17 protein-coding genes are annotated in these 24081 nt (G+C 37.9%); 6 read left to right on the top strand and 11 right to left on the bottom strand.

What is annotated here, in order from left to right; translation table 11 throughout:
* The first annotated feature begins 350 nt into the window (after window positions 1-350).
* The gene (gene leuS, locus LEP1GSC202_RS06920; RefSeq protein WP_015676358.1) at window positions 351-2954 is read left to right on the top strand and encodes a leucine--tRNA ligase; all 2604 of its coding nucleotides are present in this window, start codon (window positions 351-353) and stop codon (window positions 2952-2954) included.
* 272 nt (window positions 2955-3226) lie between these two features.
* Window positions 3227-4090 (top strand): hypothetical protein, encoded by an 864-nt coding sequence (locus LEP1GSC202_RS06915; RefSeq protein WP_015676470.1) that lies wholly within the window; start codon window positions 3227-3229, stop codon window positions 4088-4090.
* Between the two features lie 50 nt (window positions 4091-4140).
* On the opposite strand, the gene LEP1GSC202_RS06910 is transcribed toward LEP1GSC202_RS06915, so the two are convergent.
* Both LEP1GSC202_RS06910 and LEP1GSC202_RS06905 read right to left on the bottom strand, forming a co-directional pair.
* Window positions 4141-4944, bottom strand: coding sequence for an IS3 family transposase (locus LEP1GSC202_RS06910; RefSeq protein WP_015675630.1), 804 nt, complete (start codon window positions 4942-4944; stop codon window positions 4141-4143).
* Complete coding sequence (locus LEP1GSC202_RS06905; RefSeq protein WP_015675631.1) at window positions 4941-5207, bottom strand: transposase; 267 nt, start codon at window positions 5205-5207, stop codon at window positions 4941-4943. Before LEP1GSC202_RS06905 ends, LEP1GSC202_RS06910 begins: the two co-directional genes overlap by 4 nt.
* A gap of 416 nt (window positions 5208-5623) precedes the next feature.
* On the opposite strand from LEP1GSC202_RS06905, the gene LEP1GSC202_RS06900 reads away from it, so the two are divergent.
* The gene (locus LEP1GSC202_RS06900; RefSeq protein WP_015677537.1) at window positions 5624-7702 is read left to right on the top strand and encodes an Eco57I restriction-modification methylase domain-containing protein; all 2079 of its coding nucleotides are present in this window, start codon (window positions 5624-5626) and stop codon (window positions 7700-7702) included.
* Between the two features lie 124 nt (window positions 7703-7826).
* On the opposite strand, the gene LEP1GSC202_RS06895 is transcribed toward LEP1GSC202_RS06900, so the two are convergent.
* Genes LEP1GSC202_RS06895 through thrC form a run of 3 tightly spaced genes read right to left on the bottom strand, consistent with a single transcriptional unit; the run spans window position 7827 to window position 11097 of the window.
* Window positions 7827-8987 carry an LIC10486 family protein gene (locus LEP1GSC202_RS06895; RefSeq protein ID WP_015677104.1) on the bottom strand — a complete coding sequence of 387 codons (1161 nt, stop codon included), beginning with the start codon at window positions 8985-8987 and terminating at the stop codon, window positions 7827-7829.
* A complete protein-coding gene (locus tag LEP1GSC202_RS06890) occupies window positions 8987-9697 on the bottom strand; it encodes a hypothetical protein (RefSeq protein WP_015676401.1) in 711 nt (236 codons plus the stop codon). Before LEP1GSC202_RS06890 ends, LEP1GSC202_RS06895 begins: the two co-directional genes overlap by 1 nt.
* A 50-nt stretch (window positions 9698-9747) precedes the next feature.
* Window positions 9748-11097: a threonine synthase gene (thrC, locus tag LEP1GSC202_RS06885; protein ID WP_015677371.1), complete on the bottom strand. Its 1350-nt coding sequence runs from the start codon at window positions 11095-11097 to the stop codon at window positions 9748-9750.
* An 89-nt stretch (window positions 11098-11186) separates the two neighbouring features.
* On the opposite strand from thrC, the gene lepB reads away from it, so the two are divergent.
* From lepB to LEP1GSC202_RS06870, 3 genes are read left to right on the top strand one after another with little or no spacing between them, the layout of a single operon-like run.
* The gene (gene lepB / locus LEP1GSC202_RS06880) at window positions 11187-11792 is read left to right on the top strand and encodes a signal peptidase I (protein WP_039928321.1); all 606 of its coding nucleotides are present in this window, start codon (window positions 11187-11189) and stop codon (window positions 11790-11792) included.
* A 2-nt stretch (window positions 11793-11794) separates the two neighbouring features.
* Window positions 11795-13606, top strand: a complete 1812-nt coding sequence (locus LEP1GSC202_RS06875; protein WP_015677496.1) for a penicillin-binding protein — start codon at window positions 11795-11797, stop codon at window positions 13604-13606.
* On the top strand, window positions 13607-15493 hold the full coding sequence (locus tag LEP1GSC202_RS06870; RefSeq protein ID WP_015677597.1) for a motility associated factor glycosyltransferase family protein: 1887 nt from the start codon (window positions 13607-13609) through the stop codon (window positions 15491-15493). It begins immediately after the preceding gene.
* Here LEP1GSC202_RS06870 and LEP1GSC202_RS06865 read toward each other — a convergent pair.
* The 6 genes from LEP1GSC202_RS06865 to LEP1GSC202_RS06840 all read right to left on the bottom strand — a co-directional run bounded on the left by LEP1GSC202_RS06865 (window position 15483) and on the right by LEP1GSC202_RS06840 (window position 24056).
* Window positions 15483-16550, bottom strand: coding sequence for an OmpA family protein (locus tag LEP1GSC202_RS06865; RefSeq protein ID WP_015676904.1), 1068 nt, complete (start codon window positions 16548-16550; stop codon window positions 15483-15485). The two genes, LEP1GSC202_RS06870 and LEP1GSC202_RS06865, sit on opposite strands and share 11 nt — an antisense overlap.
* 62 nt (window positions 16551-16612) lie before the next feature.
* Window positions 16613-18109 carry a sigma 54-interacting transcriptional regulator gene (locus LEP1GSC202_RS06860; protein WP_015677025.1) on the bottom strand — a complete coding sequence of 499 codons (1497 nt, stop codon included), beginning with the start codon at window positions 18107-18109 and terminating at the stop codon, window positions 16613-16615.
* 4 nt (window positions 18110-18113) lie between these two features.
* Window positions 18114-19241 carry a peptide chain release factor 2 gene (gene prfB, locus LEP1GSC202_RS06855; protein ID WP_015677031.1) on the bottom strand — a complete coding sequence of 376 codons (1128 nt, stop codon included), beginning with the start codon at window positions 19239-19241 and terminating at the stop codon, window positions 18114-18116.
* A 23-nt stretch (window positions 19242-19264) separates the two neighbouring features.
* On the bottom strand, window positions 19265-20104 hold the full coding sequence (locus LEP1GSC202_RS06850) for a hypothetical protein (RefSeq protein ID WP_015676457.1): 840 nt from the start codon (window positions 20102-20104) through the stop codon (window positions 19265-19267).
* Window positions 20105-21382 (bottom strand): phosphoribosylamine--glycine ligase, encoded by a 1278-nt coding sequence (gene purD / locus LEP1GSC202_RS06845; RefSeq protein WP_015677558.1) that lies wholly within the window; start codon window positions 21380-21382, stop codon window positions 20105-20107.
* Window positions 21372-24056 carry a valine--tRNA ligase gene (locus LEP1GSC202_RS06840; protein WP_015676683.1) on the bottom strand — a complete coding sequence of 895 codons (2685 nt, stop codon included), beginning with the start codon at window positions 24054-24056 and terminating at the stop codon, window positions 21372-21374. The genes purD and LEP1GSC202_RS06840 overlap by 11 nt, the downstream gene beginning before the upstream one ends.
* Window positions 24057-24081: the final 25 nt, after the last annotated feature.

Here is a 24081-nt window from a genome sequence, read left to right as displayed (position 1 = left end):
ATCCTAATTTTTTTTGACCCCAAAGGGTGGGTTTCATATAAAGTAACTTCATCGTAGTGTTTCCCCTCGCCCGTTTTTTAGGGAATTTGGGAAGTTATGAACAGCACTGTCGATAAGCGGACTCATACAGGTAAATATAGAATGCTCGAATGCAATACAAAGATAAATACTGCAGACTTTATGAATGTGAAAATTAACAATCTTAAACCTTGTGCGGAATGTGGCTCCGTCACTACCCTTTATCAGTACAATCTTTGCAAAGTTTGTTTGTCCAAGAGTTTCAAAAAGCTTGTAAAAATCATCGACTCCGTGAGAAAGTAGAATTAACTACACTTTCTCTACGTTAGTCGATGAATTATCCATTCCAAGATATTGAACAAAAATGGCAAAAATACTGGGACGACCACCAGACCTTTCGCACAAACGCACACTCATCCAAACCTAAATACTATTGTTTAGACATGTTTCCGTACCCAAGTGGTGCAGGCCTTCACGTTGGCCACCCAGAAGGATACACAGCCACTGACATCATCTCAAGACTCAAACGTATGGAAGGATACGAGGTTTTGCACCCAATGGGTTGGGATGCATTTGGACTCCCTGCAGAACGTTATGCCATGACAACGGGCATCCACCCGCGCACTACCACGAAAAATAACATTGATACCTTTCGCCGCCAAATCAAAAGCCTTGGGCTTTCTTATGATTGGGAAAGGGAAATTTCCACTACCCACCCAGACTATTACCGTTGGACCCAGTGGATTTTTTTGCAAATCTACAATTCCTACTTTGATCGCAAAGAAAACAAAGCAGTCCCTATCACCCAACTTGTCAAAACTTTGGAAACCGAAGGTTCTCGGGCATTTGAAGGGGTAGAACTTCCAAAAGGGATCCAATTCTCTGGTGCCGATTGGAAATCCAAATCTCGGAAAGCAAAAGAGGACATTTTGTCCCATTTCCGATTGGTGTACGAAGCCAATATCCCAGTGAATTGGTGTGAGGCTCTTGGCACTGTTCTTGCCAACGAAGAAGTCGAAGAATGGACTTCCAAAGGGTATTCGGTCGAACGAAAACCCATGCGCCAGTACATGATGCGCATCACTTCTTACGCCGAACGATTGCTAAATGATCTTTCTCTTTGTGAATGGCCACCATCCACACTTGAGATGCAACGCAATTGGATTGGAAAATCCGAAGGATTGGAACTCAGTTTCCATGTCCCAACAGTAAAAAAAGACATAACCGTATATACCACACGACCTGATACCATTTTTGGAGCGACCTACCTGGTTCTAGCGCCGGAACATCCACTTGTCGCAGAGCTGACAACTCCAGAACAAAAATTGGCTGTGGAAACCTACCAAAAAGATTGTTCCTTAAAAAGTGATTTGGAACGAACCGAACTGAATAAAGACAAAACAGGTGTCTTCACTGGAGCCTATGCAGAGTTACCAACAGATCCATCTGTCAAAGTTCCGATTTATATTTCTGATTATGTTTTAATTTCTTATGGAACTGGTGCCATTATGGCGGTTCCTGCCCACGACCAAAGAGACTATGATTTTGCTGTAAAGTTCCAACTTCCCATTAAACAAGTGATCGATGGAAAGATGGAAGCAAACCTTGCTTTTGATTCCAAAGAATCTGTATGTATCAACTCTTCCTCCGCTGAAGTGCAGTTAGATGGCATATCTTACAAAGATGCCTTCCAAACCATGGTTACTTGGGCAGAAAAAAAAGGAATTGGTCGTAAAAAAATCCAATTCAAACTGAGAGATTGGCTTTTTGCAAGACAAAGGTATTGGGGTGAACCGATTCCACTCGTTCACTTTGAAGATGGATCACCAAAAGCATTATCCGACGCAGAATTACCATTAGTCCTTCCTGATTTAGAAGAATTCAAACCTTCAGGAACGGGAGAATCTCCACTTGCGCTCGCCAAAGATTGGTTAGTTTACAAAGACCCAGAAACAGGGGAAATTGGAAAACGAGAAACGAATACCATGCCTCAGTGGGCAGGATCTTGTTATTATTACCTTCGTTACATTGATCCCAGAAACAATGACAAACTCATTGATCCAGAACTTGAAAAGATGTGGATGCCAGTAGAAGTGTATGTGGGTGGTGCAGAACACGCCGTATTACACTTATTATACTCCCGATTTTGGCATAAAATCCTATTTGATTTGGGTCATGTTTCAACACCCGAACCTTTCCAAAAATTGGTCCACCAAGGTCTTATCCTCGGTGAAGACAAAGGAAAAATGTCCAAGTCACGTGGCAATGTTGTCAATCCCGATGATGTGGTTTCTGAATTTGGTGCCGATACATTACGACTCTTTGAAATGTTTATGGGACCTTTTGAGATGTCCAAACCTTGGAGTAAAAACGGAGTGGATGGAGTCTTCCGATTTTTAAATCGTGTTTGGCGCCTCTTTCACTCTGGCGAAAACGAATCCTTTTTTGTGGAAGATATCGAACCGAATGAAGCAGAACTCAAAACCCTCCATCGGACGATCAAAAAAGTAAAAGACGACATTGATGGTTTTGCATTCAATACTGCGGTTTCTCAAATGATGATCTTTATCAATGAGTTTACAAGTAATCCTAGAAAACCTAAAAAAGTATTAGAACCATTTGTATTAGCACTTAGCCCGTTTGCTCCCCACCTAGCAGAAGAACTTTGGGCAAAACTCGGTCACAAAGAATCTCTTGCTTACCATCCCTACCCAAAATGGGATGAGAAGTATTTAATTGATGCGAATATCACCATTGTTGTCCAAGTGAACGGGAAAATGCGTGGAGAATTTTTAGCACCAAGAGACATCGAAGAAAAAGAAGCCTTGTCACTTGCCAAAGAAGTGGAAAAGGCAAAACCTTTCTGGGTCGGAAAAGAAATCAAAAAAGAAATTTATGTCAAAGGTAAACTCGTCAACATCGTAGTGGCGGGTTAAAGTTTATTTATCTACATAATTTCCATTTTATCTCTTACTTTATCGAAAATTCTCTCTTGTTTTAAAACTGAAGTTGAAATGGAAACCATCAATTCCATAAACCGAGACAAATTCCGAAAATAAATAGTCATCTAGATACACTATTGCCTCTAAATAATATTGGACTTTTTCCCAAATTTTCATTTATTTTCATTGGACTAGTTTACTTACTAATTTAATGATATCGCTGATATACTAGTTAGGTGTAAATTTCGAAAACTAAATAAAATAATATGCCACAATCACTATTTAACGAAACATATTTTAAAAAAAATAACTATTTCAGAAATGAATTAAACATTTCTCCCGAGAGATTGAAGGAACTAGTAAATTTAGTTACAAATTGGCAGCAGAATTGTGAATCCTTTAATCCTGATGTAGATAAAGAAAGTATAGATGAATTGGAGTTTGTAGACTTAATTTTTAAGAAAATTCTAGGTTACAAAGGTAAGGGAGAAAACTCAGAAAGCTTTCATATTTATCCGAAATACAAGATTGAAGGTGCAGGTGTGTCTGGTGGATCAGGCTTCGCTGATTTAGCTTTAGGGCAGTTTTCAAAAATTAAAGGAGATGCAGAAGTTGTTATTGAATTTAAAGGACAGGAGACTAGTGATTTAACAAAACTTTCCAACCGTCGTGATAAACTATCTCCAGTTGATCAATGTTGGAAATACCTTCTGAATCACCCATCTGCGAAATGGGGAATTGTTACTAACTTTAATGAAATACGAATTTATAATAAAGATAAGGGACAGAATTCCTTTGAGACTTTCTATTTTAGTGTTCCGAAAGAATATAAGGATAAATTTTTACCCCTATCAACGGAAACTGAACTTTTAAAGTTTATCACACTTTTAAAAAAAGAAAATCTTCTGTATTCCAATGGTATCTCTCGTACAGAAGAACTTCTAAAAATTAAAGGATTAGAAGAAACAAAAGTCCAAAAAGAATTCTACCTTTCTTATAAAAATTTAAGAACTCAATTTTTTTATGAAGCATTAAAACACAATAACCAATATGAATCAATAAAACCAAAATCTGATTTACTTCAATTGATTCAGAAACTTTTAGATAGAATTATCTTTTGTTGGTTTTGACCTGCCCCCATTTTCAGTACCAATGGATAAGTTAGTTTTCTCTAAACATTTCAACCATAAGATCGCTTAAACTCTGAAGGAGTCAAGTAATTCAATGAAGAGTGAAGACGCTCGTCGTTGTATTCCTTTTGGAAAATTCGCAAAGCATCGGTTAACTCTCTTTGATTTTTAAAGTAGTGTAGATTCAAACACTCATCTCTAAGTTTACCATTGAAACTTTCTATAAATGCATTTTGTGTTGGTTTTCCTTTTTCAATAAAGTGAATTTCTATCCCCTTATCTTCTGCCCATTTCTGGAAGTCTTTGGATGTAAATTCTGTTCCATTATCCAAAACAAATGCTCTTGGAAGTCTTTCGAGGGTGTTTAAATATCTGATCAACTTTTCTGACGAAAAAGTAAACTCTGCCTGAAGTATGGTATTCTCTCTTGTTAAATGATCAATACCTGTTAAAATTCTTTGCTTTCTTCCATCAATCGTCCGTTCGAAAACAAAGTCCATTGACCAAACTTCGTTTGAATTCTTAGGCAATGGTAGTTGCTGTGATGATGCATTTCTTTTCTTTCGCTTCGGTTTTGTCCTTATTTTAAGCCCTTCTAAGCAATATAGTCGATATACTTTCTTATGATTGATTGTCCTACCCGACCTTCTTAACCTTCGGTAAATTCGTCGATAGCCTTCCCGTTTCCATCGAAAAGCAAGTCTTCGAATTTCGTTCATTGTCTCTTCATCAATAGCTTTCGGCTGATAATAATAACTTGATTTAGGAAGAAGAACAACATCTAGGCTTCTGTTTAGAGAAAGTCCCTCTTCAACTAGCAGATCAACTGCTCTCTCCTTCGTTGATCTGCTCAAAACTTTTTTCCCAAAACATTCTTAATTGCTTGGATTTCGAGAGCCATGTCAGCTACCAATCTTTTGAGATTTGAATTTTCCTGCTCGAGTGCCTTCATCTTCTTGATTTCGCTAAGCTCCATTCCTCCATACTTGTTACGCCAGCGATAAAATGTTTGTTCAGTGATTCCGTATTTTCGTGAAAGTTCCTTGATTGGAATACCTGTTTCTGCTTCCTTTAATATCCGAAAAATCTCGCTTTCTTCTATCTTCTTTCTTGCCATAATGCTCTCTCCTTAATATCGGAGAAAACTAACTTAAATATCGGTGCAGTTTTTGGGGAGCAGGTCAGTTTTGTGAAGATTCTCGAGAAAATCTAATTCCTTCCAATATTCTCTCTGGTGATATTATAAGTTCTCAGTTAAAAGATAAATACTATAACCCGAATCATTTTAGTATCTATGCAAAAATAAAAGATCTATTCCAGGCGATTGATGAAGGCAAGGCATTTGGCATTGAAGGTGGATACAATGGAGAACTATTCAAACCAGACATTGAACTGGATTCTCTGAAACTTCCTAATTTCCTATTCGAGAAAGTTGCCGAAATTGGAAATCAATATGACTTCGGGGACGAAAATGAACTCAATGTAAACATTCTTGGGCATATTTTCGAACAAAGTATTTCTGATTTAGAAGAAATGCGTGTAAGTTTCCAAGAATTTGACCAAAATCCTACAAAACTAAATAAAGAACAATTCATAGACTTTGGAAAAGAGTTTGAAGTTGTTGAGCACAAACATTTCGAATTTGATGCAAAAAAAACCAAACGCAAAAAAGAAGGAGTCTTCTATACCCCTGATTATATCACTCGCTACATTGTTGAAAATACTGTTGGGTCTTGGTTAAAGGAGAAAGAAATAGAAGTAATCAAGAAATATTCCAATTTAAAAAAGAACAAAGAATATACCATCTTACGTGAATATAGAGATGAATATCTTTCTAAAATAAAAATTCTAGATCCCGCCTGTGGTTCAGGTGCATTCTTAATCGCTGCGTTCAATTATCTATGGAACGAACATGAAAGAGTATATAAAGAGATAAAAGAAATAAAAAATAAAACCGCACAAGGTGAGCTTTTTGATTTTGACTCAATCAGCAAAACAATTCTCGAAAACAATCTGTATGGCGTTGACTTAAACCGTGAATCAGTCGAGATCACAAAGCTTGCCCTTTGGCTCAAGACTGCGGCGAAGAATAAAAAGCTCAATAGCCTTCACAATAATATTAAAGTCGGAAATTCATTAATAGATGATCCATTGATTGTTGGAGATCTTGCGTTTGATTGGAAAAAAGAGTTCTCAAACATTATGAATAGAGGTGGCTTTGATGTTGTTGTTGGAAATCCGCCGTATGTCTTCGCTCGTGAAAAGATTTCGCAAGAGGAAAAAAACTTCTATATAAAAAAATATGAAAGTGCGCAATACCAAGTAAATACTTACTTATTATTTATTGAAAGAGGTCTTAAATTACTTTCTACAAATGCTAATTTAGGTTTAATTGTACCAAATGCTTGGTTAATGATAAGCTCTGCAAAAAATCTTCGAGAATATGTTCTGGCAAATATGTCTATAGAGCGAATCATAAATCTTTCTGGTTACTCTTTCGAAGGCGTGAGTGTCGAAACAATTATTATGATAGGAAAGAAAGAATCTATAAGGAATAATGAAATTGAAATTCTACTTAGTAATGGAAATGTTTTCGAATTCTCTCACAAAAAGAAACAGGATGAATTTCGTAAAAATGAAAACTCTGAGTTCTATGTTTTCTCCGATGAGAAAGGAGACAAACTTTTAGAAAAAATAAAAAAGAATACCGTTCCTTTAAATGATTTGACTAATATAAAAGCAGGACTTCAAGCCTATGAAGCTGGTAAAGGAAAACCAAAACAGTCTTCGGAAGATGTAAAAAAAAGACCTTTTGATTATGATTATAAATTTGATTCAAATACGTTTGAATACTTAGATGGAAAAGATGTAAAGAGATATTGTATTGATTGGTCAGGAATATATTTACAGTATGGTGAACATCTTGCCGCACCAAGAACAATTGATATTTTTGAAAATCCAAATATTATTATTAGAGAGATAACTGGCAAATACCCTCGAATGATAATCGGAACTTATAATGAAGAGTTATATCTTTTTAATCGAAGCAATATTGCAATTTTAGAAAGAGAAGACTCCAACGTTGAATTGAAATATATTTTAACAATATTAAATAGTTCTCTACTTTCTTATTATTTTTTAATGAACACAGCTAAATCGGTTCGCTTAATGTTTCCAAAAGTAATTTTGGAAGACCTTAGAAAATTTCCTATAAAAAACATTTCCCCAACTAACCAGAAGCCATTCATACAGCAAGCCGATATTATGCTTAAAAAATGCAAAGAATTGCTAGAAATACAAAAGAAGTTTTCAACTCTTTTAATTTCTGAATTTAAAATCGAAAGACTAACGGAGAAGTTAGAGGATTGGTATTTACTTGACTGGTCCGAGTTTGCAGGTGAACTCAAGAAAAAGAAAATAATTTTATCGGTAAAGGATGAAGAGAAATGGCTCGATCGTTTTGAGCGTTTACGTAAAGAAGCGCTATCGATTAAAGGAGTCATTGATTCTACGGATAAAGAGATTGATCGAATGGTTTATGAATTGTATGGACTGACAAACGATGAAATTCGAATTGTCGAGGGAGTAAATGAAAAAGACAATTCAAAATAAAATGTAATCTAAGATTCGATAACTTATACCAGAGCTTTTTAAATGACAAATATACTTCTAGATTTGCTTAAGAAGCTTAAGTTTAGTCACCAGGAAATCTAATTTGAATTAGATTAATCTCCCTTTACAAGATCACCATCACAAAGATTAGGACTCCAATGAGAACGATGGTGATAAAGGCTCCCATTAACATAAATAAGTTGGCACCTGATGATTTTGTATCCTGGGATTGTCCTTGCCCCACTTTTTTCTTTTGAGTTTGACCAGCTCCCACTTTGTTTCCAGCTCCAGCCATTGCTGTTGGTTTTGGAATTGCTACTTTAACAGGATGTTCTTCCACTGAATGTAATAAATATTGATTTGGACCTTCGGCAAAGATATGGTATTCCGTTTTGTTGCTAGCGATTCCTAAAAATTTTCCAACAACAGGATCCTTTTTAATTTTCCCCTCCTCATCGATGAGACCAAGGATTTCTGCATTGGTCATTCCTTCTGGAGTTTCCGTGGGAACTCGAAATAAAATTTCCATCCCTTCAATGAGATTGTCAAATTCCACTCCATTGATAGGAGAGATGACTGTTTTCATATTGAGTTCTTTTGGAAAACCAACTCGGAAGCCAGCGATTTGCCTTTCTAATGCAGAACCTTCACCTTTTGCCGGTTCGGTGGAGATAGAAGGAATCGATGCATCCTGAGCGCTCGCTGCTTCATCTTCAGGTTTTGGAATGGGAAGGATGACACCTTTCATCGGATTTTCATAGCGAAACTTAGCAGTGGAAATTTTATCCACTTCTGCTTGGAGTTTGATATTCCTCCCTTTGGTTGCCATAAGAATTGGATTCTCTAAAATTTCTGCGATATGGGATGGATCTTTTTTTTGCCAAAGGGGGAGAAGTTCTTCTAACTTCTCTTTGGTGAAAGTGCGGTGGACAGCTCGACCTATATTTTCTGAAATTGCAGGATCGTATCCTCCCGTTTTTCCGATATCACCTAAGTCCGTGGAAATTTGGACATGGTCAGCGAAGGTTCGAATGCGCCGAAATGTAGGCGAGGTTCCCACAACAGCATACAATTCCATTATGTGTTTACGGATAGATGATACTAAAATGAGTACCATACCGTTCAAACTGTCCAAATCAATTTTTACTTTTACAAGATAACCATCTGTGATTTTCCCTTGTAAAACTTCTTTGGCTTGTTCATCAGTAAACACGGCCTCTCTTGTCAAACCAAGGAGGTCTGCTTGTCTTTTTAATTGGTCTGCTTTTGAGCTTAGTTCTGACATTATTCTACAAACAGTTGTTCAGGAATTCCATTCGATTTTGGTATGTCATCCAATGGAACTTCTACACGCGCTACTGTTTCCTTTTTCCTTTCTGAAGAATAGATTGAAAATAAACGACGATCAAATCCAGATTGAGACAATAATATTTCTACCATCGTGATACCCATACCCGCACCTTCTGTACTGTCGCCATGTTCCATAAAGAACTCGAATAGATTATCATACTTTTTAGCATTAATAAACTTTTCTTTTACCCTTTCTGCCTCAATTGGCAAAAGTGGAAAATTATTTCGAATTTCTAAATCGATTTTATTTTTTTTGTAAATACAAGTGATTTTAACATAGAGCCCCGACTCTCTCATTTTTCGTTTGTAGGTCGGAAATTTGCGTTCATTCAAACTCGATTTGAAGAGTTTCATACCTTCTTCATAATCTTCTAAGTTTTGGATATTGAGTCGGAGTTCTTCGAAGATGATGCGTTTGATCGCAGCCTTTGTCGAATTGACAATGAGTTCTTTCGCGGCTGTATAAAACAGCTCCATCAGGTCTTCCCTCCCGACAGAACTCAAAATTTTTAGTAAAATGTATTTGAGTTTGGACTCACCTATGTCTCCCATCACATAGGTGATCATGGAAATTTTTTTCCCAGCCAAAACTGCCTTGTCGACTGTATGACAAAAATCTGGACTGAGAGAAATCTCTTGGGACATACCGGTAAACTTCAAAAATTTGCCAGTAGATTCTGGATTTGTCTAGCGATTTATGTTTTCTTCAAATGTTTGCCTAGGATTTCCATCACACCTGAAAGAGTTGGTTTGCAAGGCAAAATCACATTCCTTAGAGCTTCCTCCACTTTGGGAATTTTACCTTCATGGAATGCAAGTTTGAATTCGGTAAATTTAAGGCCGTTCGCTGTGGAAATGACAACCACTGACTCATTTTGTTTGACCTCACCCGATTGGATTGATTTCAAAAGTGCCGCAAGTGCCACTCCCGTATGAGGGTCGTTATACAATCCGTACAAATCCCCCTTCGCGCTTGCGTTCGCTAATTCTTCTTCGGTTGCCACTTCCACAATTCCATTGAATTTTTTGAGAACACGGATCGCTTTTTTTACGGATACCGGGTCACCGATTTGGATCGCCGATGCTAAGGTTTTTTCGGCAGTTACTGGTGAGAACTCCGCAAAACCTTTCTTAAACGAATCATATAAGGGACTGGCATTTTTTGCTTGGGCAAGGATGATCCTTGGCAATTTGTCAATCAGACCAAGTTCCAACATCATTTCAAAACCCATACCAAGTGCTGACACATTCCCCAAATTCCCACCGGGGATCACAACCCAATCAGGAACTTGCCATCCCAATTGTTGGGTGATCTCTATGGAAATTGATTTTTGTCCTTCGATGCGAAGCGAATTCATCGAATTTGCTAGGTAAATTGACTTTTCTTGCGTGAGTTCTTTCACAACCGCCATACAACCATCAAAATCCGTTTCGAGTGCCAGTACAATGGCTCCATTGGAAACTGGTTGGATGAGCTGTGCCGTTGACACTTTGTTAGCGGGAAGTAGGATGATGGCTGGGATTCCAGCCTTTGCGGCATACGATGCAAGGGCTGCCGACGTGTCACCAGTGGAAGCACAAGCAACTGCTTTAATCGGAACACCATCGGCAATCATTTGGTTCACCTGGCTCACAAGTACGGTCATCCCCAAATCTTTGAAGGAACCTGTGTGAGAAACTCCGCATTGTTTTACGTGTAGGCTTTTTAAACCGAGGTCTTTGGCAAATCGGGATGCGTCGTAGAGATGGGTTGTCCCTTCTCCAGAAGTGATGATGTTTTCATCTTTGATTTCGGGCAGGACCCATTCTTTTTTCCCCCAAACCCCAGAAGCATTCGGAAATTGGCTGGAGCGGAAACGAGATTCGAAAGTTGACTTCCACTCGTTTGCAGGGATTTTTTTTAAGCTGTCTAAATCATGTTCAACGTTCAGAAGTTCTCCACAACTAGAACAAGAATAAATCACTTGGTGGAGTGGGTAGGTTTTACGACAGGCGTCGTTCGTGCAGCGAAACTGTGCTCGGAATTGATATTTTGTAAGTGACATAGACTTCTCTAGGCTTCAGATTTACGGAAACTTCCTTTTCCATTCTTTGGAAAGGGGAAAAATGCACGAATGATTTTTATCGTTTTTTGATGGATATGGAAACAGAAACTAAGACCCCTGGATGGTGGTTCAAATGCAAACGATACTTGAGAAGGAGCCTCTTCGTCTTCTTATTTCTCTGTTTCTTACTCTTTGTCCGTATCTTTTTATTCCAAATTTACTCGGTTCAGGGAAATTCTATGTATCCCACCTTGGAACACGGTTCCATCGTCTTTGTGTGGAAAGGTGGATTTGCCATCTCCGCCAAATTTTTTGGAACTGAGATTTTATATACGGAACCGAGTATAGGCAAACTAGACTTGGTTTTATTTGTAAGCCAAGAAGATGAGCTTGTTGTCAAACGTGTGATTGGTCTACCGGGAGAATTTTATTCCATTGAATCAGGTAGAGTATTGATTGATTCCAAGGAACTTTTAGAAAATTACCTTCCAAAAGGAACATACACAAGTGAACCTTCAACATCCGTTTTTTTAAATCGCCATCATTCTCCATTTCTTGCTATGGACAAACAAGGAAGGATTCCACCCGGTTATTATTTGTTACTCGGTGACAACCGTCAGTATTCCACTGATTCTAGATCCTTCGGTCTAGTGCCTGTAGAAAAAATCAAAGGAAAGGTAGTCTTTTATTTTTAACAATGACAGAATACAAACTTCGTTTTAAGTACATTTTTTATTTTATTATTTCGTTATTCGTCGTTTTAATTTTCCGTGTGGTGTATCTCACCTACTTCAACGAAAACATCATCAATCTAAAAGCAAACAAATTTGTCCAAAGAGGAACAATTTATGATCGGCGAGGGATAGAACTTGCGATCTCAAGAGAATCTGCAACCGTAGGGATTGATCCATCTAATATATACGATCCAGAACTCACCGCACAAGAGTTAGGCCCTGTTCTGGGAATTCCAACAAACAAACTTATGGAAACAATTCGAGAGAAACAAAATTATTTTTTGTTAAAACGTGAAATTGAATTATCCAAAGCAGAAAAAATCAAAACACTTTCCCTTCCTGGCGTACGTGTCGAAAAAGAATACAAACGGATTTATCCACAAGGAAGTCTTGCTGCAAGTTTACTTGGATTTACTGGTTATGATGATGATAAAGCCCTCTCGGGACTTGAGATGTTATACAATCTCGAACTTTTATCCACACCGGATGCAGAATCGGCGAAAGGAAATAATGTTCATCTAACAATTGACAGTATCATTCAATACCGATTGGAAAAGTCCTTACAAAAGGCATTCCTGCAGACAGCTTCCAAACGTGGTATTGGGATGATCATGGATACAGAAACAGGAAAAATTTTGGCAATGGCATCCTTTCCAAGTTTTGACCCCAACCATTTCCAAGATTTCCCAGTTGAATCTCATAGCAATTGGTCCATCCGACATGTATACGAACCAGGATCCACGATGAAAATTTTCATCGCGCTAATGCTTTTAAACGAAGGTAAAATTTTACCTGGAGAACGATTCCACTGTCCAGGATACATTGAAATTGGTAAAACAATCATCCGTTGCACAGATAACCATGGCCACGTAAACTTAGATGAAATTTTACAATATTCTTGTAATGTTGGAATCATAAAGGCCGCACAAAAAATTGATGAGGCAACATACTATCGTTATCTGGACAATTTTAAATTTGGAAAACGCACTAATTTTTCTATACACGAAGCAAAAGGATACCTCGCCCCTCAAAACAAATGGAATAAAAGTACTCCCTACTTCCTCTCCATTGGGCAAGGGGTTTCCGTTACACCCATCCAACTCATTACTGCCGCAGCAGCCGTTGTGAATGGTGGGATTTTATTTGAACCTTCGGTTGTGTCCCAAATCACAAATTCATATGGGGAATTGGTACATGAATTTTCCACCAAATCGGAGTTACTTGGGATTAAGCCAGGGGCTGCAGCAAAAACATTAAATGCAATGGGTAAAGCTGTTTCACAAGGAACAGGTAAAAAAGCCTACTTAGAAAACTACTTCATTGCCGGAAAAACGGGTACATCTCAAAAAGCAAAAGCGGGGGCTGGTTACCAAGCGGGACTTTTTACTGCAAGTTTTCTTGGTTTTTTTCCTGCCGACAAACCAAAGTATGTTGGTCTGATTGTTTTTGATGAACCAGGTGGTGAGTCTCATACCGGAGGTGGGATTGCGGCTCCTGTTTTTCGTGAAGTCGTTGAAAGTATCATTCCGATTGTGGAACGAAGTGAAAAAGCTTTGGTTTATCGATTGCAAAACCAAAAAAACAAATTGTTTAAGGTAGATCCAAAACAAATGCCAGACCTCACAGGTCTTACTGCTTCCGAAGTCATACAAGTATTAAAACAATTAAAATTACCTTACACCCTCGAAGGATCTGGTTTTGTCAAAACACAAGATCCAAAACCTAGTTCCTCTTTATCACCCAACATGAATGTAAAAATTATTTTGGAACCGTAAGTGAACGATTCATTTCTTTCCAAAAATTTAGCAAGTTTGCCTTCTGCTGTTTCGGAATGGATCCAAACAGAAAACTCTATGGTTGAAGGAAAGGATTACAAACGAGTTTTGTCCAAAACAGGAGAAGAAACCTTAGTCATAGATGGTGTCTGGATCCATAGCCAATTTGATCCGAAAAAAGAAGCCTTCCGATTTGTATCAGAATTACCTCATGATGGAACAGAGCGCATTTATCTATTGTTTGGTGCTGGTATTGGATATATCATTCCGTATTTATTAGAACGTCCCAAAGTTACAATCCTTTGGATGGAACCTTTTCCCTTTCTGATACTCGAAGCATTTCGCAAATTTGATTTTTCCGATTCTTTTTTGTCTGGTAAACTTGTTCTCATCACGGGGGAACATTTAGAAGACCAACTTTCCGAAGCAGTCAAAGGAAAAGGAACCCATCCCATTAGTTTTGTACCACACCGAGGGTCTTGGCAATGGAAGGAACCAGAATATGTTCGCTTGAAACATATCGCCGAACAGATGTTTCACAAAAAAGATGTGAACCTTGCGACTCTCACTCGTTTCGAAAAAATTTGGGCAAAAAATATTTGTTATAACATACCTGAACTTTCAAAGTTTCGGCCTGTGTCAGATTTGTTTGGCATAGCAAAAGGAATTAAAATTGTGATTGCTTGCGCAGGACCAAGTTTATCTGAATCCATCCCTGAACTCAGTAAGTATAGAAACCAATTCCTTTTACTTGCAGTCGATACAGCTGTTCCCATTTTAACCTCTTTTGGAGTGGACCCTGATTTAATTTATTCTGTCGATCCACAAGCCTTAAATAGCCAATACTTAGAAGATTATAATGGTGACGGAATATTAATTTTTGACCCTACATCAACTTACATCAGTTTACGATTAGATAAAGGACCAAACAAAGGTTTTGTGACTTCATCCCCATTCCCTCTCATCCAATTATTAGAAAAAACTTCATCTGGCGAAATAGGTTCAGTTCCTTTTGGTGGTTCCGTTTCTACCAATGCCGCAAGCCTAGGAACCCTGATGGGAGCAGAAAAAGTATATTTAGTTGGTCAAGATTTAAGTTTTACAAAAGGACTTGCTCACTCAAAAGGCGCGGTCCTCGAAGAAAGGCTCAATTACTTAGAATCAAGAAAATTTCGAAGAGAAAAACACAATTATAAACAACTCTTTGCCTTACCACAAAAACAAGTTCTTGGAAACGCCAATGAAACTTATATCACAAATGAAAAGATGTTAATTTTTAAAAAATGGTTTGAGGATCATTCAAAAGAAAATCCATGGACCAACCTAACTAAGTTTGGTGCCAAATTAGAAGGTTTGGAATATTCCGATTTTGAAACAGAATTTTCTAATCTGTCAGATGAATCAAAAAAACAGAAAGATTTGGTAAAAATGACAAAGGATTTGATCCAATCCAAACTAACAGTCAATCCATCGTTTTTTGACCAAACATTACTCGCAAAAGACTTACAAAATACGATTACTTCATTAAATGAATTTGTAATCTTAGTGAAACAAGGTCTCACCACTTCGCAAAGAATTTACAACCAAATTGAGAAAAACCAAATCAATCCCAAAACATTTTCAGAAGATATCAAACAAATGGATAAGATTGATGAAGAAGTATCACAAAAAAAAGGATTAAATGAAATTTTAAGTTTAGGAATCCAACGAGTGATTTTAACGATAACAGAAGGTTATGATGAACATCTATGTTTGGAAGAAAAAGAAAATCCAAGACTCGGAGTAGCAAAAAAATCTTTGTTATTGTACGAAGGATTATTTGAATCCGTTCGGTCCACCAAACGGATGCTCACAAAATCTTTATATCGTTTGCTATCTAATCTTTAGGATTTACTGATAAAACGGTAAAATCTACCCTTCTATTTTTGATACGACCGACTTCTGTTTGGTTGGTATCAATCTCTGCTGTTTCACCAAAACCTCGGTAATCGAGTTGGCTCTGGTTCACACCATTTTTGATCAGTTCATCATAAATAAACTTTGCTCTTTCTTCTGACAAAATTTTATTTTCGTCCATTTCACCAATGAAACAAGTATGTCCTTTCACACGAACTTTGATCCCTGGATAAGTCTTAAGTGCTTCTGCAAGAGTTGCTATTTTATCTGCTGCTAAGTCTTCGGTTGCCATACTTTGTTTGATAAAACGAATTTGAAGGTCATTGATAAAGCGAATTGCCTTACCCCTCGTATCAAATTTGTTGGAAACCTTTCCTGTCTGCAAATTTACTCTTTCTAAGGAACGGGAACTAGTTTCCAATCCTTGGTTTGATCCATTCACTTTGTTGGCTACATTTGTTTGTGTATTGCGATTACAACTTCGCACACCAAAAAATAATAGTATGAGTAAAAACAAAACGATAAGGCCTATGAGGATGTACTTTCCTAACTGGCTTTGTTTCGGTGTGATTTGGAATTTATTTAAAGCAACAAGTTCATTGTATTCTGGTGTGGGCGCAACTTCGTAACTTGTATCTTCTCTAGAATCATAAATCTCCATGTAGGAAGATTCAGATTCATCAACAGGGATGGATGTTTTTTTAGTGCGAGATGATTTTGACTTGGAAGGTGAATCTTTTGTATTAGAAGTTTTGGATTGTGTTTTTTTCTTAGCGGCAGGAACCGAGATTTTGGCTGCCCATTTACGAATTTCCGATCTTAAGTATTCGTCGGCATCAGGTGAAAATTTAAAATTATCTCGGATGTATTTGACGGTGCGTTTTTCTACATCAGTATAATCACCACCATCTTTGATGGCATCAAATAATGTTTTGGCTACATTTTTGCCGATAGGAGCTTTGCTGCGTTTGGTGGCCTTCTCTGCGATTTCTAACAATTCATTGTCATATTGTTTACCACTGATGGTCCGGTAATAACTTTCTGCCACTTCGAAGCTCCTTTCTATTACTATCGACCACCTGAGCGGTTCGATCCATTCTTTTCTTAAGATTAGGTAGTGAAACCGTCCAGAAATTGGTTATTTTTGAGTTTATATTGCAACGAACCACGGCTGATGCCCAAAAGTTTTGCGGCTTCTTCTTGCGTAGATGCCCTTTGGAAGGCCTCTTTGATCCAAATTGCCTCCAATTTTTCGATCGCTAAGTTCAAGGACAAGTTCTCGCTCGGGGTGAGAACATTCGTTCCATCTCCAAATCCAGAAGCCTTGGAGCGCGATTCTTCTTCTCGTTTTCCATCTTGTTGGAATGAATATGGTTCGAGGACGGTTTCCTGCGGGACAAGAACGGCGTATTGGATGACTGATTGGAGTTGGCGCACATTCCCACTCCATGGCATTCCTGTGAGAGCTTTTAGAGCCTCGGTTGAGAAAGATTTGTTTCTTCCATACTGTTTATTGTATTGGTATAAATAATGATGGGCAAGAAGTGGAATGTCACCTCTTCTTTCACGTAAAGGTGGTACTCGGAGTGGAACTTCTGCTAGGCGGTAATACAAATCCATCGAAAACGTTTCTTTTTGGATGTCTTCCAAAAGATCTCGTTTGCTTCCCGTAAACATTCTAATATTTAATACTTCTTCTTTTTTCTTCGCAATAGGATTGGGTATGGATTTATCTCTTAATGTTTGAAAAAGTTTGTTTTGTAAATTGGAAGGTAGGTCCCCAATTGATTCTATGTATAAGGATCCACCATTACTTTGTTCCAATTTTCCAGGATTGAATATTTTGCCACTGAAACTTCCAAAAAGTTCTGCTTCCAAAAGTTCATAACTTAAACCAGAACAGTCCACTGTGTGAAAGGGAGCATTTTTCCTTTGTGAGATAAAATGCAAAGCTTTTGCTACTAGTTTTTTCCCAGCACCCTCTTCCCCGATGATCATCACTGAAATATCTGAAGGACCCACCTGTCGGATCCGATGTTTTAAAAAAAGTATGCTTGGATCATAACCTAAAATTTCTTCTACAGGATCTTCTTCCCGTTTAGATTTTTCAAACGCTTCCTTGGCTATCCTTTCTTCTAGAATTACAATCGTTAGCTGAGAAGCAAAAAGTGTTGCTTGGTTGATGATGTCAGGGGAAAAAAAGTTTACTTTATCCGATTCTAAATTCAGAACTCCAACAACAGAGTCTCTTGTGAGTAGTGGAATTGCAAGTTCTGATCTTACGGTTTCAATAAGTTTTACATAATCTTTATCTAAAGTTACATCAGGAACATAGGTGATTTCTCTTGTAGAAGCCGCACGTCCCGTCACACCGAAGTTAAATGGAAGTTTTGCCGCAATTTTTTTCTCCCAGTCCATCCCTTTGGCAGCCACAATGGTAAGGACCTTTTCTTCTTGGTCCATAATAGAAATACTCCCTGTAGAGGCACCAAAAAGGGTAAGGGTCATTTCCAAAATGAAATTTAAACGATCCGTAATATTCGGAAGTTGTTGGATTTCTTTTTGGATTTTCCTTAAGGTACCGGAAATATCCTGTTTTACAGACATGGGATTATACTTTAGCGTTAGCCTTCTGGTTTGTCAGGTATTTTAAATAGGCAATGATAAAATCTTCAAGGTCACCATCCATTACGGCGTGGACATTTCCTGTTTCAAAATCGGTTCTGTGGTCTTTCACCATATTATATGGATGGAACACATAACTTCGAATTTGTGAACCCCAAGCAATGTCTCGTTTTTCCCCTGCTTTTTTGGCATTTTCTTCTTCGGCTTTTTGTTTTTCCATTTCATAAAGCCGAGCTTTTAACATTTTCATCGCCGTATCACGGTTTTTGATTTGGGAACGTTCCATTTGGCAAGAAACAACAACGCCTGTGGGAATGTGTGTGATCCGAACCGCAGAGTCAGTTGTGTTGACATGTTGTCCACCGGCTCCTGAGGAACGATACACATCGACACGTAAATCCTTTTCTTCAATGTTCACTTGGATGTCATCATCCACTTCAGGGGTCACATAAACGGATGCAAACGAAGTATGCCTACGTTTGTTCGAATCAAATGGTGAAATCCGAACAAGACGATGGACACCTGATTCACATTTTAAATACCCGAAGGGATGGTCACCTTGGATGTATAAGGTGGCGTTTTTAATTCCAGCAGTTTCACCTGGTTGGTAGTCTACAAGTTCTGCACGATAACCTTTTTGCTCACAAAATCTTGTGTACATTCTGAGTAACATATCTGCCCAATCTTGTGATTCAGTTCCCCCAGCACCTGGATGGATGTTGATAAAAGCAGCCTTCCCATCATCCTTCCCAGAAAGAGCATCTAACATCTGCAAGTTTTCAAACGCATCAAACATACGATCAAAATCATCGTTTAGAGATTTTAAACCTGTTTCACCCATCTCTTCGGATGTGAGTTCGATCAAATCCGGAAAATCCAAAAGTTCTTTTTTTAAATCCAACCATGGATCTAACTTCATTTGAAGTTCGTTCCGTTTTTGTGCTACGTTTTTTGCTTGTTCTGGCGAGTCCCATAACTTCGGGTCATTGGCTTTCTCAATCAAAGACAATAACCTGTCATAATCTTCTTGGAAATTTTGTGCAGTCCAATATGACTGAAATGATTCAATCATCTCAGTTGTTTGTTTTTTTAATTCTTTTAGTGGTCTATCCATAATGCATTAATCCGAAGTATATATTAAAACAAAGAATCTTTGCGTAATCGTTCTACTTCCCATTGGAATGTTGTTTCACGAAGTTGAGGTGTGTTTCCTTCTACAGTTCCAACTAAAGAATAAGTTGATTCTTTTCCATAATGGTCAGGCAATCGTTTCAAAATGAATTTTCCTGATTTGATGAGTTCAATCACATGGAGTAAAAAAGGATCTTTTTCTTTTCGACTCATCTCTTCCATTGCATAATAAAAGGTAGATAATCCCTTATAAAACCAATCGATGTATTCATTTTTACCACGTGGCCAAATTTGTTCCAAACGTATCTCTGATTCTTGAACAAGTGATTTACCCAAAAATGGTTTTTGTAATACACGGCATTGGAAATAAATTTCAAAATTTAAATCTCGGTCCCCACCTTTTTCAAAATCCACACCAATCCAACGGATCCATGATTTTTTCTCTTTGATGGGTAAGGCAGGAATAAGGGCAAATAAATAACCTTGGTCTCTAAAGATCCTTTCATGTGCAAGGTGTTCCAAAATTTCAAGTGGAATCATATAATGTCCCTTAGTCCATTCGATCACATAAGGAATGGATTCCAATTGAAGATACTCCGGCGGAGTTTCTGTACGAATGATGTCACCAAACTGAGTTAAGATGAAGATAAATGATAAAAGTTCTTGGCGACTAAGACTCGACAATACACTAACAGAACCACTCAAATTTTGAAGAGCTCTGCGAATCATCAAATGTTGTTGGAGTTGTGTTTGGTTTTCGGATAAAATAATCCCTAGGTGTTTTTCAAAGTTGCGAAGTTTTGATCGTTCGCAAGACTTAAAATTTCCTGAGAGACTAAATGGCACTTAAAGAGCTCTCCTACCTATATCTTTTCTGTAAAACGTATTCGGTGCTTTTATTTTTCCTAAGAAAACATAACATTCATCGATTGCATTTTTTAAACTATCCCCAAAAGAAGTAATTCCAAGGATTCGTCCTCCATTCGCAATTATCGAAGAGTTTTCTTTTTTTGTACCTGCATGGTATACGACCACATTTCCTTCGTTTGGTGGTATTTCCAAAGTCATACCTTTTTCTGGTGAATCAGGATACCCTTTGGCAGCAAGCACCACTACAGCAGAAGAACCTTGTTTTAACTTTAGGTTTCGTTCTGGTAAATTCCCAGTGGCTGATGCATAAAAGATCGGCAAAATGTCTTCATCAATCAGTCGTAACACACATTGTGTTTCAGGATCACCAAATCGACAATTAAATTCAACTACGTTCGGTTCTCCTTCTTTAGTAATCATAAGTCCAACATAGAGAAGGCCTTTGTATGGATGACCAGACCTTTTAAAATCACCTAACATTGGCTCTATGATAAGTGACTTCACTTTTGTCAAAACTGCATCGGTTACAATGGGAGCTGGTGCATAAGCACCCATCCCACCTGTGTTTGGTCCGATGTCGCCATCGTATGCACGTTTGTGATCTTGGGCTGCAGGCAAACACATGTACCTTTCCCCATCAGTAATGACAAAAAGAGAAGCTTCTTCTCCTTCCAAAAATGATTCAATCACAACTTTGTTGCCACTTTGACCAAACTTGGATTCTAAAAAGATTTCATCTAAGGCACGTTTGACTTCTTTTAATTCAAATGCAACGGTTACACCTTTTCCTGCCGCAAGACCATCTGCTTTCACAACAAGTGGTAACAATTCTTTCTGTGCGTAACTCCACGCGGATTCATGGTCAGTGAAAACTGCAAACGAAGCAGTGGGAACTTTTGCTCGTTTCATCATTTCTTTTGCAAAATGTTTACTTCCTTCGACTTGCGCACAATAAGCAGATGGTCCAAAACATGGGACTCCAATTTCATCACACCAATCTGCAATTCCATTTACAAGTGGATCTTCAGGACCAACAACAACGAGATTTGTTTTGGATGATTTTATATAATCAAAAAACTTTGATTTGTCCGTGATGGAAATCTCATTTGGACTTAATAAAATATCCGAAGAAAATCCACCATTCCCTGGGAATACTTTTAGTGATTCCAAGGAGTTTGATTTGGAAATTGCATCCGCTAATGCATGTTCCCTTCCGCCACTTCCTAATAATAAAACTTTATATTTATTTTCCAATTTTTTCCAACGCTCTAACTGTACTTTCTAATTTCTCTTTCCATGTGTTGTATTTTTCTCTTTCTTTTTCCACAACATCGGGTTTTGCCTTTTCCAAAAAGGAAGGATTGTTGATTTTGTTTTCTAATTTTTCCATTTCGGATTGGATTTGTTTTTTTTCTTTTTCCAATCTTTGTTTTTCTTTTTCAAAATCAAAAATCCCTTCCAAAGGTAATATGATTTCACCAATCGAAAAGGCTCCAACGGAATCTGTATTTTTTAATTCATAGGAATCCAAAAATTCCAATGTCTCAGCTTTCGATAACTGAAGGATGGATTTGCTTTCCCTATCCATCATATCTTTTAGTTCTTTATTTGCACACTTTAAGATCACCTTACATTTTTTCTCAGGTTTCACACCGAGTTCAGCGCGCATATTTCGAATTTTGGTGATGATCTCACGAACAAGTTCCATCCGAACAACAGCAGGTGCTGAGGAAGAAACTCCGTATGCTTTTGGAAATTCTGTTTTTGCTAATTCTTTTGCATCAAGAAGTGAATGGATTTCCTCTGTGATAAAAGGCATAAAAGGATGTAAGAGCCCAAGTGATTTTTTTAATACACTCACGAGAACTTGGCGTGCTTTTTCCCCAGACTCTGGAGTGACATTACCATACACGCGAGCCTTTGTTAATTCCAAATACCAATCGCAAAACGATCCCCATACGAAATCGTAAATTGCATTTGCCATTTCAAAAAATAGATAACCAGAGTATGCTTTTTCATACCGTGCAAACATTTGGTCGAATTCATTCAAAATCCAAAGGTCAGTGTCCTCCAAAGAATCTAAATTAAGTTCTTTTGGAGAAAAATCTTCTGGTAAATTCATAAAAATGAAACGACTAGAATTCCAAATTTTATTACAAAATGATCGATAACCGTCTAACCTAGATTCGTCGAAAAGTATATCTTTTCCTTCAGGCAAAACAGCTGCCAAAAAGAAACGAAAGCTATCGGTTCCGTATTTGGACATCATGTCTAATGGATCCACTACGTTACCGAGTGACTTACTGAATTTTTTTCCATCTTTGTCACGAACAAGCCCGTGTATGAGAACCTTTTGGAACGGAACATCACCCATAAACTTCAGACCATTCATGATCATCCGAGCGACCCAAAAGAAGATGATATCAAAACCTGTTACAAGAACCGAGGTTGGGTAGTATTGTTTAAGCTCTTCTGTTTTTTCGGGCCAACCAAAAACAGAAAACGGCCAAAGACCAGAAGAAAACCAAGTATCAAGTACGTCTTCATCTTGTTTGATGGTGTCCTTTGTTAACGAGATTCCTTTTTTCTCAAATAGAGTAATGGCTTCTTCTAATGATTCAGCTACCACCATATCTCCGTTTGGTGCATAATAAGCTGGGATTCTATGCCCCCACCACAATTGACGAGAGATACACCAATCACGAATATTTTCCATCCACTCAAAGTAGGTTTTTTCCCACATTTTTGGTTGGAACTGAACCTTTCCTGATTTCACCACTTCAATCGCAGGTTTGGCAAGGGATTCAATTTTGACAAACCATTGTGTTGATAACAGTGGTTCGATGACAGCTCCACCCCTTTGGTTGTGGCCCACACTATGAATATGGGTTTCAATTTTTTCAATATATCCTTTGGATTCTAACTCTTCCACCACACGTTTGCGCGCCTCAAATCGGTCGAGTCCATTGTATTTCCCTGCAAACGAATTTAGGGTTCCATCCAAATTCATGATATTGATAGGAGTTAATTTTAGCCTGATACCTGCCTCATAGTCATTCGGATCATGGGCTGGTGTGATTTTGACAAGTCCAGATCCAAACTCTTTGTCCACAAAGGAATCAAATAAGACAGGAATTTCTTTTTCTGCTATGGGTAAAAATACAAATTTATCTTTTAAATCCGAATAACGTTTGTCATCTGGATGTGCACAAACTGCAACATCACCAAACATGGTTTCTGGTCTTGTGGTTGCGACAACAATGTATTCCCCAGGGTTTAATGATTTTGGATCTTTAGTTTTGAACTCAGCCTTCGGGTATTTAATATGGTACAATTTCCCTTGTTTTTCTTTGTACTCCACTTCAATATCGGAAATGGCAGTTTTAGTAACAGGGCACCAATTGATGATACGTTCTCCACGGTATATCAAACCTTCATCAAAAAGGGTTCTAAAGACTTTGATCACTGCTTTAGAAAGACCTTCATCAAATGTAAATCGTTCTTTAGACCAATCGACCGATTCACCAAGTAACCGTTGTTGCTTGGCAATCATTCCACCAGAATGTTTTTTCCACTCCCAAACCTTATCAATGAATTGTTCGCGAGTGAAATCGGTTCTAGATTTACCTTCCTTTGCTAACTCTCGTTCAACGACGACTTGAGTGGCAATCCCAGCATGGTCCATACCTGGAACCCAAACTACGTTTTTCCCTTTTTTCCGTTCTATTCGAATGATGATGTCTTGGATGGTGTGATTGAGTGCGTGCCCAATGTGCAAATTCCCTGTGACATTTGGTGGAGGGATGACAATGGAAAATGTTTCTTTGCGTGAAGTGTCAGGTGCAAAGGATTGTTTTTCTTCCCAGATTTGGTTCCACTTTGGTTCTACAGATTCAGGATCATAACGGTCGGGTAGATGTGATTTCATAGGGTCGATCGATTTCTTGGACTTT

The sequence above is a fragment of the Leptospira yanagawae serovar Saopaulo str. Sao Paulo = ATCC 700523 genome, assembly GCF_000332475.2.
Classification (GTDB): domain Bacteria; phylum Spirochaetota; class Leptospiria; order Leptospirales; family Leptospiraceae; genus Leptospira_A; species Leptospira_A yanagawae.
This window is presented reverse-complemented; position numbering and strand designations above follow the sequence as displayed.

Coding starts and splice junctions, on each gene's coding strand:
- LEP1GSC202_RS06895 (WP_015677104.1), bottom strand. CDS start 8,987: ATGTCAGAACTAAGCTCAAAAGCAGACCAATTAAAAAGACAAGCAGAC.
- LEP1GSC202_RS06860 (WP_015677025.1), bottom strand. CDS start 18,109: ATGTCTGTAAAACAGGATATTTCCGGTACCTTAAGGAAAATCCAAAAA.
- LEP1GSC202_RS06840 (WP_015676683.1), bottom strand. CDS start 24,056: ATGAAATCACATCTACCCGACCGTTATGATCCTGAATCTGTAGAACCA.
- LEP1GSC202_RS06915 (WP_015676470.1), top strand. CDS start 3,227: ATGCCACAATCACTATTTAACGAAACATATTTTAAAAAAAATAACTAT.
- LEP1GSC202_RS06890 (WP_015676401.1), bottom strand. CDS start 9,697: ATGTCCCAAGAGATTTCTCTCAGTCCAGATTTTTGTCATACAGTCGAC.
- lepB (WP_039928321.1), top strand. CDS start 11,187: ATGGATATGGAAACAGAAACTAAGACCCCTGGATGGTGGTTCAAATGC.
- leuS (WP_015676358.1), top strand. CDS start 351: ATGAATTATCCATTCCAAGATATTGAACAAAAATGGCAAAAATACTGG.
- LEP1GSC202_RS06900 (WP_015677537.1), top strand. CDS start 5,624: ATGCGTGTAAGTTTCCAAGAATTTGACCAAAATCCTACAAAACTAAAT.
- thrC (WP_015677371.1), bottom strand. CDS start 11,097: ATGTCACTTACAAAATATCAATTCCGAGCACAGTTTCGCTGCACGAAC.
- prfB (WP_015677031.1), bottom strand. CDS start 19,241: ATGGATAGACCACTAAAAGAATTAAAAAAACAAACAACTGAGATGATT.
- LEP1GSC202_RS06905 (WP_015675631.1), bottom strand. CDS start 5,207: ATGGCAAGAAAGAAGATAGAAGAAAGCGAGATTTTTCGGATATTAAAG.
- LEP1GSC202_RS06875 (WP_015677496.1), top strand. CDS start 11,795: ATGACAGAATACAAACTTCGTTTTAAGTACATTTTTTATTTTATTATT.